The following is a 13,432-nucleotide window of genomic DNA, read 5'->3' on the forward strand; positions in this document are numbered from 1 at the left end:
CACATGAGGAGATCGCCATGAACTTCGACTGGAACGACATCCCGATCCTCCTCGCCCTCGCCCGCCACGGCAGCATGAGCGCCGCCGGGCGCGCGCTGGGCGTCGACCCCTCGACCATGAGCCGGCGCCTGGTGGCGGCGGAAAGCGCGCTGCAGACCCGCCTGTTCATCCGCGACAACGCGGGCTACAAGGCCACCGATGCCGGTACGGCCTTTCTCGGCTATGCCGAGCGCATCCTCGGTGACGTGCAGAGCATGCTGCTGGAAACCCGCAACGAAGCCAGCGCCATCAGCGGCTCGGTGCGCATCACTGCGGTGGACTTCCTCTTCAGCCACTGGCTGGTGCAGCACATGCCGCAACTGGCGCGCACCTATCCCAACCTGCAACTGCAGCTGATCCCGGCGAACCGTGCGCTATCCTTTACCCGCCGCGAGGCCGACTTCGCCCTGCGCCTGGCACGCCCGGCCGAAGACGCCGCGCTGGTAATGCGTAAGGTCGCCGACATCGGTTTCGCCATCTACGCCGCCACGCCCTTCGCCCAGGTGCCGCCTGAGCAATGGCCGCAGCAGCCCTGGCTGGGCTACGGCGAAGACCTCGATGACACGCCGGAGATGTGCTGGCTGCGCCGATTCGTCCCCGATGCCAATTTTGCCCTGCGCGCGAGCAGCGTGACCACGCTGATCCACGCCTGCGAAAGCGGCCTGGGCATGGCGCTGCTGCCCTGCTTCCTCGGCGAGCGCGAAGGGCTGGTGCGCCTCTCCGGCGCGGTGGTCGTGCGGGAAATCTGGCTGCTCGCCCACCGCGACGCCGGCCGCATCGGCCGCTTCCAGGCGGTCAGCGACTGGCTGCGCGAAGTGTTCGACCAGGACGCCGCGCAGCTCAGCGGCGAGCACCTGGACGGCCGCGCGCTCGGCGCAGTGGGCGTCAGCCGGGGCTGATCGCATCCCGCATCCCAAAGAAAAAAGCCCGGATGTCGCGAGACAACCGGGCTTTTTGCCGTAGGGGCCGAAGGCGTGGTTACGGCTGGACCGGCGGGAGGTACTGCAGGGTGGTGCCCAGCGCCCAGAGCAGGAACAGCACCAGGGGCACGTGGACCAGCAGCTGGACGAAGCTGAAGCCGATCAGGTCGCGGGCTTTCAGGCCCAGTACGCCCAGCAGCGGCAGCATGTAGAACGGGTTGATCAGGTTCGGCAGCGCCTCGGCGGCGTTGTAGATCTGCACCGCCCAGCCCAGGTGGTACTGCAGCTCGTTGGCCACCTGCATCACGTAGGGCGCCTCGATGATCCATTTGCCGCCACCAGACGGGATGAAGAAGCCCAGCACCGCCGAGTAAACGCCCATCAGCAGCGCATAGGTGTCGTGGGAAGCGATCTGCACGAAGAAGGTAGAAATGTGGTGGGCGATGGTCGAGCCGTCGCCGCCCTTCACCGTGGTGAGGATCGCCGCGATGGAACCGTACAGCGGGAACTGGATCAGCACACCGGTGGTGGTCGGCACGGCGCGCGCCACGGCGTCGAGGAAGTTGCGCGGGCGCCAGTGCAGCAGCGCACCCACCATGAGGAACAGCAGGTTGTAGGTGTTCAGCCCGGAGATAGCGGTGATCGCCGGCTTGGTGCTGAACTCATGGACCAGCCAGCCGGCGGCCAGGGCGACCAGCATCAGGATCAGCAGCGGGCTGTGTTCCAGCCATTCGCCGGGGCGGGTCGCCTTCGGCGCACTCGGCGGGGTGAAGCTGACGTCCACACCGCAGGCCTTGGCGTCACGGGCGCTGGCCGCGCCAGGAGCGGTCATGTAGGCGATGACCAGCGACACCAGCACCAGGGCCAGCAACATGACGCCGGACTGCCAGAGGAAGATGGTCTCGGTGAACGGGATGACGCCGGTGATCGCCAGGATCGACGGCGGCAGGCTGGCCGGGTTGGCCTGCAACTGCGCGGCCGACGACGACAGGCCCAGCGCCCAGACGGCGCCCAGGCCCAGGTAGGCGGCGGCGCCGGCGGCGCGGTAGTCCATCTTCAGGTCTTCGCGACGGGCCAGGGCGCGCACCAGCAGGCCGCCGAACACCAGGGACAGGCCCCAGTTGAGCAGCGAGGCAACCATGGAAATGACCGCGACCCAGGCAACCGCCGAGCGGCCGTTCTTCGGCACGCGGGCGAACAGGTCGATGAGCTTGGAGGCCGGGCCGGAGCTGGCGACCACATAGCCGCCGATGACCACGAAGGCCATCTGCATGGTGAACGGAATCAGGCTCCAGAAGCCGTCACCGAAGGCCTTGGCGGTTTCGGTGGCCGGCGCGCCGATGGCCAGCGCGGCAACGCTGACGATCAGCACCGCGAGCGCGGCGAAGACCCAGGAGTCGGGGAACCAGCGCTCGGCCCAGTTGGAACAAGCCATGGCGAAGCGCGCCGAGCGGCTGTCCTGAACGGCCGTGCCGGGGGTATGCACGTGGGAAGTCATAATGGTCCACCTCGTTGTTCTTGTAATGGTTCATCGTCGAACGGGGCTTGTGGCAATGCCCGTTCTGGAATGAAAAACCGCCCGGCCTGCGTGGGGCCGAGCGGTGACGCAAGGGTTTGCCGGCGCCGGGGGACGCCGAAAAACCGCGGCAGGATGTTCGTCTGTCGGTGTGCCCACCTACCATCCCGCCTGCCGTTACGACATGGCTACATGCCGGCCGGCGCTCGCCAATCAATCGTTGGTCGGATGGCCTCAGTCGCGCACGAGGGCCATCGCTACACCCTGGCCGCCGCCGATGCAGAGGGTCGCCAGACCCTTCTTCGCATCACGGCGGAGCATTTCGTGAAGCAGCGTCACCAGCACACGGGCGCCCGAGGCGCCGATCGGGTGGCCGAGGGCGACGGCGCCGCCGTTGACGTTGACCTTCTCGGCGTTCCAGCCCAGCTCCTTGCCGACCGACAGGGCCTGCGCGGCGAAGGCTTCGTTGGCCTCGATCAGCTCGACTTCATCGAGGTTCCAGCCGGCCTTTTCCAGGCAGAGACGGGTCGCGGTCACCGGGGCGATGCCCATGATCGACGGGTCGACGCCACTGCTCGCATAGGCTTGGATGCGCGCCAGAACCGGGAGGTTAAGACTGCGTGCGCGTTCGGCGCTCATCAGCAGTACCGCAGCGGCACCATCGTTGAGGGTGGACGCGTTACCGGCGGTGACGGTGCCGTCCTTCTTGAAGGCCGGCTTGAGCTTGCCCAGGGATTCGGCGGTGGTGCCGGCGCGCGGCTGTTCATCGGTGTCGAAGGACAGCGGATCGGCCTTGCGCTGGGGAATCAGCACCGGGGTGATCTCGTCCTTGAAGCGGCCAGCCTCGATGGCCGAGGCGGCTTTTAGCTGGGACTGTGCGGCGAAGGCGTCCTGCGCCTCGCGGCTGATGCCGAACTTCTCGGCCAGGTTCTCGGCGGTAATGCCCATGTGGTAGTCGTTGAAGGCGTCGATCAGGCCGTCGCGCAGCAGGGTGTCCTGCAGCTCGGCGTGGCCCATGCGCAGGCCGGTACGCGCCTTGGGCAGCACGTAGGGCGCGAGGCTCATGCTCTCCTGGCCGCCGGCGATGATGGCGTCGGCATCACCGCAGCGGATCGCCTGGACGCCCAGGAACAGCGCCTTCAGGCCCGAGCCGCAGAGCTTGTTGATGGTCATCGACGGCACTTCCACCGGCAGGCCGGCGTCGATGGCGGCCTGGCGGGCGGGGTTCTGCCCGGCGCCGGCGGTGAGCACCTGGCCGAGGATGACTTCGTCGATCTGGTCCGGCTTCACACCGCTGCGTTCGAGCAGCGAGCGGATGACCAGGCTGCCCAGTTCATGGGCGGGAATGTTCGCCAGGCTGCCCTGGAAGGCGCCGATGGCGGTGCGGGTGGCGGCAACAATGACTACGTCTTGCATGATTTCACTCCAAAGCTGGCCTTTGCCCTTGTAGGAGCGAGCTTGCTCGCGAACGCTCTTGCCCCGGAGTCCGGGAAGGTTCGCGACCAAGCTCGCTCCTACAGGGAGAATGGGATCAGAAGGTCATTTCCTTCACATCGTCCGGCACGATCAGCCGGCCGGCGGTCTTCTCGGCGATCTCGGCGACGCTGACGCCCGGCGCGGTCTCGCGCAGGATGAAGGCGCCGTCCTCGATCTCCAGGTAGGCCAAGTCGGTGAGCACCTTGCGGATGCAGCCGGCACCGGTCAGCGGCAGCGAGCAGCGCTCCAACAGCTTGGATTCGCCGTCCTTGGAGGCGTGGGTCATGGTCACGATGATGTTGTCCGCGCCGGCCACGAGGTCCATGGCGCCGCCCATGCCTTTCACCAGCTTGCCGGGGATCATCCAGGAGGCGATGTTGCCCTGTACATCCACCTCGAAGGCACCAAGCACGGTGAGGTCGACGTGGCCGCCACGGATCATCGCGAAGGATTCGGCAGAGGAGAAAATCGACGCGCCCTTCACGGCGGTCACGGTCTGCTTGCCGGCGTTGATCATGTCGGCGTCTACCGTGTCTTCGGTGGGGAACGCGCCCATGCCGAGCAGGCCGTTCTCCGATTGCAACATCACGTCCATGCCCTCGGGCACGTAGTTGGCGACCAGGGTCGGGATGCCGATACCCAGGTTCACGTAGAAGCCGTCCTGCAGCTCGCGCGCCACGCGCTGAGCCATCTGTTCGCGGGTCAATGCCATCTTCTTGTCTCTCTTGTCCGGTGGGCTCAGGAACGCACGGTGCGTTTTTCGATACGTTTTTCGAAGGAGCCTTGAATGATGCGGTCGACGTAGATGCCGGGGGTGTGAATCTGGGTCGGGTCCAGTTGACCCGGCTCGACAATTTCCTCCACCTCGACGACCGTGATGCGGCCTGCGGTGGCGACTACCGGATTGAAGTTCTGCGCGGTGTGGCGATAGATGACGTTGCCGTAGTGGTCGGCCTTCCAGCCTTTGACAATGGCGAAGTCGCCGGTGATGGCGCGCTCCATCACGTAGTGACGGCCATCGAACTCGCGCACTTCCTTACCATCGGCGACCGGAGTGCCGTAGCCGGTGGCGGTGAAGAAGGCCGGGATGCCGGCGCCGCCGGCGCGGAGTTTTTCCGCCAGGGTGCCCTGCGGGGTCAGTTCGACCTCCAGTTCACCGGACAGCAGCTGCTGCTCGAACAGCGCGTTCTCGCCAACGTAGGAGGCGATCATCTTGCGGATCTGGCGGTCTTCCAACAGCACGCCGAGGCCGAAGCCGTCGATGCCGCAGTTGTTGGAGACCACGGTCAGGCCCTTCACGCCCAGCTTGCGGATGTGCGCGATGAGGTTTTCCGGGATACCGCAGATGCCGAAACCGCCCGCCAGTACCGTCATGTCGTCGGTGAGCCCGGCGAGGGCTTCCTCGTAGCTGCCTACACGCTTGTCGAGTCCTGCCATGTTGCTGCTGCCTCTTGTATTTGGAATGTCCGACCAGCCGGTCAGAGAGCGATTGCAGCTTCACCGCCCAAGACTGATTTGTTAAGTTTGTTTTTCCAATCGATTAATCTGGTTTGCTTATTAATATGACCGTCAAGCAACTGCGCGCCTTTCTCGCCGTCGCCCAGACCCTCAGCTTCGCCCAGGCCTGCGAGCGCCTGCACTTGTCGCAACCGGCGCTGAGCCTGGCGATCAAGAGCCTGGAAGAGTCCCTCGGCGGCCAGTTGCTGGTCCGCACCACGCGCAGCGTGGCGCTGACGCCAGAGGGCGAGACGCTGCTGCCCCTGGCGCGCCGGCTGCTGGCGGACTGGGACAACGCTGAGGAAGTGATGCACCAGCACTTCACTCTGCAACTGGGCAAGGTTTCCATCGCCGCCATGCCCTCCTTCGCCGGCAACCTGCTGCCCGCCGTGCTGCGCACCTTCCGCGACCGCCACCCGAAGGTGAACGTGGCGGTGCACGACGTGATCAACGAGCAGGTGCTGGAGATGGTGCGCAACCATCGGGTGGAACTGGGCATCGCCCTGGAGCCGGACAGCCTCGACGGGCTGACATTCACGCCTTTCTACACCGACCGTTTCGTCGCGGTGCTGCCGGCGGATTCAGCGTTGGCGAATGAATCCCGGATCACCTGGGAGCAGTTGCTGGAAGACCATTTCATCACCCTGCAGCGCCCTTCGGCCGTACGTCTGCTGCTGGAAGACCGGCTGCAGGGGCGACTGCCGGTGGCGTTCGAAAGCCACCAGTTGGTGACCGTGGGCCGGATGGTGGCCGAAGGACTGGGCGTGAGCGCCGTGCCGCGCCTGTGCCGGCAGCAGATGGAAGAACTGGGGGCGCGTTGCGTGGCGCTCGACGAACCGCGTATCGAGCGCCGGGTGGGGCTATTCTGCCTGGCGCAGCACCAGCTCTCCAGCGCCGCACAGGCGCTGAGTGATGTGCTGGTGAAAGGCACGGATTGGGCGGGGATGGAGAAGTAATTGTAGGAGCGAGCTTGCTCGCGAACCGCCCCCGCTGCGGAGCTGTTCGTGAGCCGGCTCCCCCCTGAAGGGAGAGGGCTGGGGAGAGGGCACGCCCGAGCACCGAAGCCTCAGACAGTCAAACCTCTCCGCCCATCCGCAAACTCACCTCCCGTGCCATCCCCAGCAGCGCCCGCGCCGCCTCCCCTTGAGGCTCGGCGGCAAAGCTCGCCTCAGAACCCACCACGGTAATCACTCCAGCCAGCTCCCGCCCGGTCTTGAACAGCGGCACCGACAGCGCATTCACCCCCGGCATCAAAAGACCATGGATCGCATACAGGCCTTCGCTGCGAATGCCTTCCAGCACCGCCAGATCAGCGCCCTCCTCCAGCCCATCCTTGTAGGCCGCGAACACCAGCCCGGTGGACGAACCGTGCAGCGGCAGCACGGAGCCGACCTGGGTCACCAACGTGACCATCCCCTGCGCCGGCTCGACCTGCACCACCGTCGGCCCGTGGCTGCCCCAGATGGCGAGGAAGCAGGTCTGCCCCAGCACATCGCGCAACTCCGCCAACACCGGGCTCGCAACCTTCACAACGTCCAGCCGACGAATCGCCGCCAGGCCGACATACAGGGCCTCACGCCCCAGGCCGTAATGGTTGGTCAGCGGGTCCTGCTCGGCGAAGCCGCTGGCAATCAGCGCCTGCAGGTAGCGGTGGACCTTGGCCGCCGGCATGTCCAGATACTCACCCAAGGCCTTGAGCGAAGTGCTCGGCGCGAGGTCCGCCAGGGCCTTGAGTATCTGCGTGCCAACTTCGGCGGATTGCACTTTCGCTCCCTTCGTCGGGACGGAGTCTTCGGCGTCGTTCATGGTCTTCAACTTAAAGGAGCTCCCAGACGGACTTGACGTCCTGTCGACACGAAATTACGTTAATCGTAATTCAATTACGATAACAAGAGAAAATCCACCATGACCGCCTCTCCTGCCTACCAATCCGGATTCGGCAACGAATTCGCCAGCGAGGCCCTGCCAGGCGCCCTGCCCGTGGGCATGAACTCGCCGCAGCACGTGCCGCTGGGGCTTTACGCCGAGCAGTTCTCCGGCACCGCCTTCACCGTCCCGCGCAGCGAGGCGCGGCGTACCTGGATGTACCGCATCCGGCCGTCGGCCGCGCACCCGCGCTTCGAGCGCCTGGAGCGGCAGATCACCGGCACCGCCCTCGGCCCGGTCACGCCCAACCGCCTGCGCTGGAACAGCTTCGCGACGCCCGAGGAGCCTACCGACTTCGTCGACGGCCTGCTATGCATGGCCGCCAACGCCGAAGCCGAGGCCTGCAGCGGCGTCAGCCTATACGCCTACCGCGCCAACACCTCGATGCGCCGGGTGTTCTTCAACGCCGATGGCGAACTGCTGATCGTGCCCCAGGCCGGCCGCCTGCGCCTTGTCACCGAGCTGGGCGTGCTGGAGCTGGAGCCGCTGGAGATCGCCGTGATCCCCCGCGGCATGCGCCTGCGCGTCGAACTGCTGGACGCCGAAGCCGCCGGCTATGTGGCGGAAAACCACGGTGCCGCCCTGCGCCTGCCCGACCTCGGCCCCATCGGCAGCAATGGTCTCGCCAATGCCCGCGACTTTCTCGCCCCGGTGGCGCACTACGAGGACGTAGATGGCCCGGTTCAGTTAGTGCAGAAGTTCCTCGGCGAGCTCTGGGCCACCCAGCTCGACCACTCGCCGCTGGACGTGGTCGCCTGGCACGGCAATAACGTGCCGTACAAGTACGACCTGCGCCGCTTCAACACCATCGGCTCGATCAGCTACGACCACCCGGACCCGTCCATCTTCACCGTGCTGACCTCGCCCAGCGACACCCACGGCATGGCCAACATGGATTTCGTGATCTTCCCGCCGCGCTGGATGGTGGCCGAAAGCACCTTCCGTCCGCCGTGGTTCCACCGCAACCTGATGAACGAATTCATGGGCCTGATCCAGGGCGTGTACGACGCCAAGGCCGACGGTTTCGTCCCCGGCGGCGCCTCGCTGCACAACTGCATGAGCGCCCACGGCCCGGACAACGCCACTACCGCGCAGGCGATTGCCGCCGACCTCAAACCCCACAAGATCGACAAGACCATGGCCTTCATGTTCGAGACCGGCCGCGTGCTGCGCCCCAGCCGATTCGCCCTCGACTGCCCGCAGCTGCAGCGTGACTACGACAGCTGCTGGAGCGGCATGCAGAAGACCTTCGACCTGTCCCAGGAGCAGTAACATGAGCGCCGCCCACAACGCACAAAGCTGGATCGAATCGGCCAACGGCCACCCGGACTTCCCCCTGCAGAACCTGCCGCTGGGAGTATTCAGCCCGCCGGGCGACTCGCCCCGTGGCGGCGTCGCCATCGGTGACTACATCTTCGACCTGAAGACTGCCTGCGAAGCCGGCCTGTTCCACGGCGCCGCGCACCAGGCCGCGCTGGTGGCCAGTGGCGACAGCCTCAATGCTTTCTTCGCCGCCGGCCCCACCGCGCGTCGCACCCTGCGCGACGCGCTGATCCACCTGCTCAGCGAAGGGTGTGGCGAACAGAAGCGCATGGAAGCCCTGGGCGCCGCGCTGCTCAAACCCCAGGCTGCGTGCCGCATGCACCTGCCGGCCAAGGTGGGCGACTACACCGATTTCTACGTCGGCATCCACCATGCGCAGAACGTCGGCAAGCTGTTCCGCCCGGACAACCCGCTGCTGCCCAACTACAAATACGTACCCATCGGTTACCACGGCCGCGCCTCCACCATCGTGCCTTCGGGCACCGAAGTGCGCCGCCCAAACGGCCAGACCCTGCCGGCCGGCCTCGACGTACCGGTGTTCGGCCCCTGCGCGCGGATGGACCTGGAGCTGGAACTGGGCATCTGGATCGGCCAGGGCAATGACCAGGGCAAGGCCATCCCGATCAACGCCGCCTCCGGCCACATCGCCGGCTTCTGCCTGCTCAACGACTGGTCCGCGCGCGACGTGCAGGCCTGGGAATACCAGCCGCTGGGCCCGTTCCTGTCGAAGAGCTTCGCCACCACGGTCTCGCCCTGGGTGGTCACCTCCGAGGCGCTGGAGCCTTTTCGCGTCGCCCAGCCGGCCCGCCCGGAAGGCGACCCGCAGCCGCTGCCGTACCTTTACGACGAAGGCGACCAGCAGCGCGGCGCACTGGATATAGAGCTGGAAGTCCTGCTGCATACCGCGCGCATGCGCCACGAGCATCAGGGCCCGGAGCGCATCGCCCTGAGCAACACGCTGAACATGTACTGGACCGTCGCGCAGATGGTGGCGCACCACAGCGTCAACGGCTGCCGCCTGCAAGCGGGCGACCTGTTCGGCTCCGGCACCCTTTCCGGGGAAACCCCGGAAAGCTTCGGTAGCCTGCTGGAAATGACCTTTGGTGGAAAGCAGCCGGTAATACTGGCCAACGGTGAGGAACGGCGCTTCCTCGAAGATGGCGACGAGATCATCCTGCGCGCCCGCTGCCGCCGCGAGGGGTACGCGTCCATTGGCTTCGGCGAGTGCCGCGGGCGGATTCTGCCGGCGCACTGAGGCCGTCGACCGTAGGGCGGATAACGCGCCAGCGTTATCCGCCCTACGCCTCTGAGTTTGCTCTTCGTAGGAGCGAGCTTGCTCGCGAACAGCCGATGACAATGCGGCTGGGCGGTTCGCGAGCAAGCTCGCTCCTACAAGTTGCCGCTGAATTCCGCGCAAAAAAACGGGCCCGAAGGCCCGCTGCTAAACGAGGGTGTTGCTCTCTCTATCAATCAATGCGCGATGCACACCGACTTGATCTCGGTATAGGCCTCGACCACGGCGCGGCCGAACTCGCGGCCCATACCCGACTGCTTGACACCGCCGAAGGGCATGCTCGGGTCCAGCAGCACGTGCGCGTTGACCCACACGGTGCCGGACTCGATGCGCGGAACCATGTTCATTGCCTTGGACAGGTCGTTGGTCCACAGGCTCGCGCCGAGGCCGTATTCGCTGTCGTTGGCCATGGCGATGGCCTCGTCGTCCTCGTCGAACGGCAGGACTGCCAGCACCGGACCGAACACTTCGTCACGGGCCACGGCCATCTGCATGGTCACATCGGCCAGCACGGTGGGCTGCACGTAGAAGCCGCTGCCACCGACCTGCTCCCCACCGCAGACGATACGCGCGCCCTGCTCGCCGGCACGGGCGATGTGGTCGAGCACGCTGCGCTGCTGCTTGGCGGAAACCAGCGGATTGATCTGCGCGGTCGGGTCCATGCCCTCGCCCAGGCTCATGCTGGCCACGGCGGCGGCCAGTTTCTCGACGAACTCGTCGTAGCGCGAGCGGTGCACGTAGAAGCGCGAAGCCGCGGCGCAGACCTGGCCGTTGTTGAGCAGGCCGCCCAGCAACGCGCCCTGCACGGCGTTGTCGATGTTGGCGTCGGCCAGCACGATCATCGGGTTCTTGCCGCCCAGTTCCAGGGCGAAGCGGGTCATGTTCTGCACGGCTGCCACGCCAACGCTGCGACCCACCGCGGTGGAACCGGTGAAGGAGACCTTGTTGACCAGCTTGTGGCTGGCCAGGCCGCCACCAATGCGCGGACCGTCGCCGGTCACCAGGTTGAACACGCCGGCCGGCACACCGGCCTCGAAGGCCAGTTCGGCCAGGCGCAGGGCGGTCAGCGGGGTTTCCGAGGCCGGCTTGATCACCACGCTGTTGCCGGTGGCAAGCGCCGGGATCAGCTTCCACACGGCGATCATCAGCGGGAAGTTCCAGGGCACGATGCCGGCCACCACACCCAGCGGCTCGCGGCGGGTGTAGGCGGTGAACTTGGCGCCAGGCGGCAGCGGGATGGAGACGTTCAGCGACTGTCCTTCGATCTTGGTCGCCCAGCCGGCCATGTAGCGCATGAATTCGACAGTGGCGCCGACATCCAGCATGCGCGAGATGTTGATCGACTTGCCCTGGCTGAGGGTTTCCAGCTGGGCGAGTTCCTCGCCATTGGCTTCCACCAGGTCGGCGAAGCGCAGCAGGATGCGCTCGCGGTCGGCCGGGCGCAGATCAGCCCAGACGCGGGACATGTAGGCCGCCTGGGCGGATTTCACGGCGCGGTCGAGAAGGTCCGTATCGATGTCGGCGACGCTGGAGATCGCCTCGCCGGTAGCCGGATTCAGCACGTCGGTGCGGGCGCCCTCGGGCACCACCCAGGCGCCGTCGATGAAGCAGCCATGCTTGCGCTGCAGGAAGGCCGTGACCTTGGGCAGAGTCTGTGTGACGTTCATGGTCTCTCCTGATTGATCAGTGCTGCTGGCTCAGCCAGCAGGTGAGCGCCCGCCGCTCGGCCGCATCGGCCAGGCCTGCGAAGGGCATGTAGGTTCCGGGCACTGCGGCCTGGGGCTGGCTGACGAAGGCGTCGAGGTTGTCGCGCGACCAGGCCGCGCCCTTGCCTTTCATCGCCTGGGAATAGCTGAAGCCGGCGAGCGAACCGGCCATGCGGCCGACCACGCCATGCAGGTTGGGGCCCATCATGCCGGGGCCGTCGGCTTTGGCGGTGTGGCAGATCGAGCATTCGCGGGCGAAGACGGTTTCGCCCTGCTGGGCGTCGTTCGCCGGGCAGTCACCGGCGAACGCCAGGACCGGTTGCAGCAGCGCACCGGCCAGGAGCAGGCCGAAGGCGCGGAATCGGAGCTTGTTGCGGAACATCGGGGAATCACCTTCGAGTACAACTTGCGGCCGAATGGCGCGCGTCATCGAAGGTGATTGTTGCCAGCGGCGTCGGGGAGGGTCTTTTCCTCTGTGCCAGACGTGTTGGCGGGAGTGCCAGGATGGCGTTCAGGTGATGAGGGTCATGGTTCCGGAGCGTTCGCGAGCAAGCTCGCTCCTACAGCCTCCGGATACGCCGCAGCCGCTCTTCGTAGGAGCGAGCTTGCTCGCGAACCCGCCTGGCGTATGAGCCGGCAACAGGCAGCGATACCCATCAATCAGCGGCACACAGCCGCCAGGTATCGCCATCCACCAAAAGAATCAGTTGGCGTAACGCTTGCGGTACTCGCCCGGCGACACCCCGAAGCGGCCCTTGAAGGCCGTGGAGAAGTAGCTCGAATCGGAGAAGCCCCAGGCATAACCGAGCGCCGACAGCTTCTGCTCGAACTGGGCGTTGCGCAGGGTCTCGGCGCAGAAGTCCAGGCGGCGGTTCTTGATGTACTGCGCCACCACCAGGCCCTTCTTGGCGAACATGCGGTACAGGCCGCGCACCGAGATGCCTACCTCACGGGCGATCAGCTCGGGGCAGAGCTCTTCGGCGCCGATATGCTGGTCGATGAAGACTGTGGCCTTGCGGAACATGCGCTCGTGGTTGTCCTGCTCGACGTCCTGGCTGGCCAGTGCGGGGCGCAGCAGCGTCACCAGGGCGTCCAGGGTCGCCTCGCTCTCCAGCATGCCGAGGCTTTCCTGCTGGCTGGTCTCGACGATCAGGCGGTTGGCGAGCACGGCAATCGGCGAGCTGGCGGGGATCTTCGATGCGCAGGTCACTTCCGACATACGCAGGCCACGCTCGATCACCTGGCGCGGCAGGATCAGCGAGAGCTGCCGGGATTCCTCCAGGTAGGTCATGTCGCTGGGGCGGCTGGCGTCGATCAGGCTGATGTCGCCACGCGACAGTTCCACGCGGTTGTCGCCCTGCTCCAGGCGCGAGCGCCCTTCGAGCTGGAACACCGCGTAATAATGCCCGCCGGCACTGGCGCCGACTTCCTTGCTGGTCCGGTACAGATGCACCTGAGCCATGTCGACCACGGAAAGCTTGATCGCACCGCCCTGGTATTCGCGCAACCGTCCATGGAACTGGGGGCCGAGAGTGCGCGCATCGAAACGACCGCACGCCCGGTTGACCTGTCCCAGCCACGCCTCGAAAGCGTCATCCCTCAATGTCGATGAAGAATTCATGACCTGCAAAGCCTCACACGCATTGTTTGTTGTTATTCAGCGACGGCCTCCAGGGCCTGTCGTCATCGTTCGCAGCGCCCGCCCATCAGGAAGGTCGCTTTGCGCTGTCTCCGC

General features: G+C 66.1%; 12 protein-coding genes. 4 read left to right on the forward strand and 8 right to left on the reverse strand.

From position 1 onward, the window contains the following. The first annotated feature begins 17 nt into the window (after positions 1–17). Complete coding sequence (locus tag ACIPK7_RS05650) at positions 18–938, forward strand: LysR family transcriptional regulator (protein WP_192431257.1); 921 nt, start codon at positions 18–20, stop codon at positions 936–938. 79 nt (positions 939–1,017) lie between these two features. Here the strand turns inward: ACIPK7_RS05650 and ACIPK7_RS05655 are convergent, their stop codons facing one another. The 4 genes from ACIPK7_RS05655 to ACIPK7_RS05670 form a co-directional block, all read right to left on the reverse strand. Then, entirely contained in the window at positions 1,018–2,457 is a 1,440-nt protein-coding gene (locus tag ACIPK7_RS05655) for a short-chain fatty acid transporter (RefSeq protein ID WP_401086195.1), read from the reverse strand. Between the two features lie 252 nt (positions 2,458–2,709). Then, positions 2,710–3,891 carry an acetyl-CoA C-acetyltransferase gene (locus tag ACIPK7_RS05660; RefSeq protein WP_401086198.1) on the reverse strand — a complete coding sequence of 394 codons (1,182 nt, stop codon included), beginning with the start codon at positions 3,889–3,891 and terminating at the stop codon, positions 2,710–2,712. A 115-nt stretch (positions 3,892–4,006) separates the two neighbouring features. Next, positions 4,007–4,663 (reverse strand): CoA transferase subunit B, encoded by a 657-nt coding sequence (locus ACIPK7_RS05665; protein ID WP_192431254.1) that lies wholly within the window; start codon positions 4,661–4,663, stop codon positions 4,007–4,009. A 26-nt stretch (positions 4,664–4,689) separates the two neighbouring features. Then, the gene (locus ACIPK7_RS05670) at positions 4,690–5,388 is read right to left on the reverse strand and encodes a CoA transferase subunit A (RefSeq protein ID WP_401086202.1); all 699 of its coding nucleotides are present in this window, start codon (positions 5,386–5,388) and stop codon (positions 4,690–4,692) included. A gap of 125 nt (positions 5,389–5,513) precedes the next feature. Here ACIPK7_RS05670 and ACIPK7_RS05675 point away from each other — a divergent pair, with 125 nt between their 5' ends. Beyond that, the gene (locus tag ACIPK7_RS05675) at positions 5,514–6,404 is read left to right on the forward strand and encodes a LysR family transcriptional regulator (protein ID WP_192431252.1); all 891 of its coding nucleotides are present in this window, start codon (positions 5,514–5,516) and stop codon (positions 6,402–6,404) included. Positions 6,405–6,522: 118 nt separating this feature from the next. Here the strand turns inward: ACIPK7_RS05675 and ACIPK7_RS05680 are convergent, their stop codons facing one another. Further along, complete coding sequence (locus ACIPK7_RS05680) at positions 6,523–7,254, reverse strand: IclR family transcriptional regulator (protein WP_192431251.1); 732 nt, start codon at positions 7,252–7,254, stop codon at positions 6,523–6,525. 99 nt (positions 7,255–7,353) lie between these two features. Between ACIPK7_RS05680 and hmgA the strand changes: the two genes are divergently transcribed. Then, complete coding sequence (gene hmgA / locus ACIPK7_RS05685; protein ID WP_192431250.1) at positions 7,354–8,646, forward strand: homogentisate 1,2-dioxygenase; 1,293 nt, start codon at positions 7,354–7,356, stop codon at positions 8,644–8,646. Between the two features lies 1 nt (position 8,647). Next, on the forward strand, positions 8,648–9,952 hold the full coding sequence (gene fahA, locus ACIPK7_RS05690) for a fumarylacetoacetase (protein ID WP_192431249.1): 1,305 nt from the start codon (positions 8,648–8,650) through the stop codon (positions 9,950–9,952). Positions 9,953–10,167: 215 nt separating this feature from the next. Here fahA and ACIPK7_RS05695 read toward each other — a convergent pair whose 3' ends face one another. The 3 genes from ACIPK7_RS05695 to feaR all read right to left on the reverse strand — a co-directional run bounded on the left by ACIPK7_RS05695 (position 10,168) and on the right by feaR (position 13,318). Continuing rightward, positions 10,168–11,658: an aldehyde dehydrogenase family protein gene (locus ACIPK7_RS05695; protein ID WP_192431248.1), complete on the reverse strand. Its 1,491-nt coding sequence runs from the start codon at positions 11,656–11,658 to the stop codon at positions 10,168–10,170. 16 nt (positions 11,659–11,674) lie between these two features. Beyond that, on the reverse strand, positions 11,675–12,079 hold the full coding sequence (locus ACIPK7_RS05700; protein ID WP_192431247.1) for a cytochrome c family protein: 405 nt from the start codon (positions 12,077–12,079) through the stop codon (positions 11,675–11,677). Between the two features lie 321 nt (positions 12,080–12,400). Next, positions 12,401–13,318 carry a transcriptional regulator FeaR gene (gene feaR / locus ACIPK7_RS05705; RefSeq protein WP_192431246.1) on the reverse strand — a complete coding sequence of 306 codons (918 nt, stop codon included), beginning with the start codon at positions 13,316–13,318 and terminating at the stop codon, positions 12,401–12,403. Between the last annotated feature and the right edge of the window lie 114 nt (positions 13,319–13,432).

The sequence above is a fragment of the Pseudomonas sp. NPDC086581 genome (assembly GCF_044746165.1).
Taxonomy (GTDB): domain Bacteria; phylum Pseudomonadota; class Gammaproteobacteria; order Pseudomonadales; family Pseudomonadaceae; genus Pseudomonas.

Bases quoted from the DNA above. Each gene is read 5' to 3' on its own strand.
- ACIPK7_RS05650 (WP_192431257.1), top strand. From the start codon at position 18: ATGAACTTCGACTGGAACGACATCCCGATCCTCCTCGCCCTCGCCCGC.
- ACIPK7_RS05655 (WP_401086195.1), bottom strand. From the start codon at position 2,457: ATGACTTCCCACGTGCATACCCCCGGCACGGCCGTTCAGGACAGCCGC.
- ACIPK7_RS05660 (WP_401086198.1), bottom strand. From the start codon at position 3,891: ATGCAAGACGTAGTCATTGTTGCCGCCACCCGCACCGCCATCGGCGCC.
- ACIPK7_RS05665 (WP_192431254.1), bottom strand. From the start codon at position 4,663: ATGGCATTGACCCGCGAACAGATGGCTCAGCGCGTGGCGCGCGAGCTG.
- ACIPK7_RS05670 (WP_401086202.1), bottom strand. From the start codon at position 5,388: ATGGCAGGACTCGACAAGCGTGTAGGCAGCTACGAGGAAGCCCTCGCC.
- ACIPK7_RS05675 (WP_192431252.1), top strand. From the start codon at position 5,514: ATGACCGTCAAGCAACTGCGCGCCTTTCTCGCCGTCGCCCAGACCCTC.
- ACIPK7_RS05680 (WP_192431251.1), bottom strand. From the start codon at position 7,254: ATGAACGACGCCGAAGACTCCGTCCCGACGAAGGGAGCGAAAGTGCAA.
- hmgA (WP_192431250.1), top strand. From the start codon at position 7,354: ATGACCGCCTCTCCTGCCTACCAATCCGGATTCGGCAACGAATTCGCC.
- fahA (WP_192431249.1), top strand. From the start codon at position 8,648: ATGAGCGCCGCCCACAACGCACAAAGCTGGATCGAATCGGCCAACGGC.
- ACIPK7_RS05695 (WP_192431248.1), bottom strand. From the start codon at position 11,658: ATGAACGTCACACAGACTCTGCCCAAGGTCACGGCCTTCCTGCAGCGC.
- ACIPK7_RS05700 (WP_192431247.1), bottom strand. From the start codon at position 12,079: ATGTTCCGCAACAAGCTCCGATTCCGCGCCTTCGGCCTGCTCCTGGCC.
- feaR (WP_192431246.1), bottom strand. From the start codon at position 13,318: ATGAATTCTTCATCGACATTGAGGGATGACGCTTTCGAGGCGTGGCTG.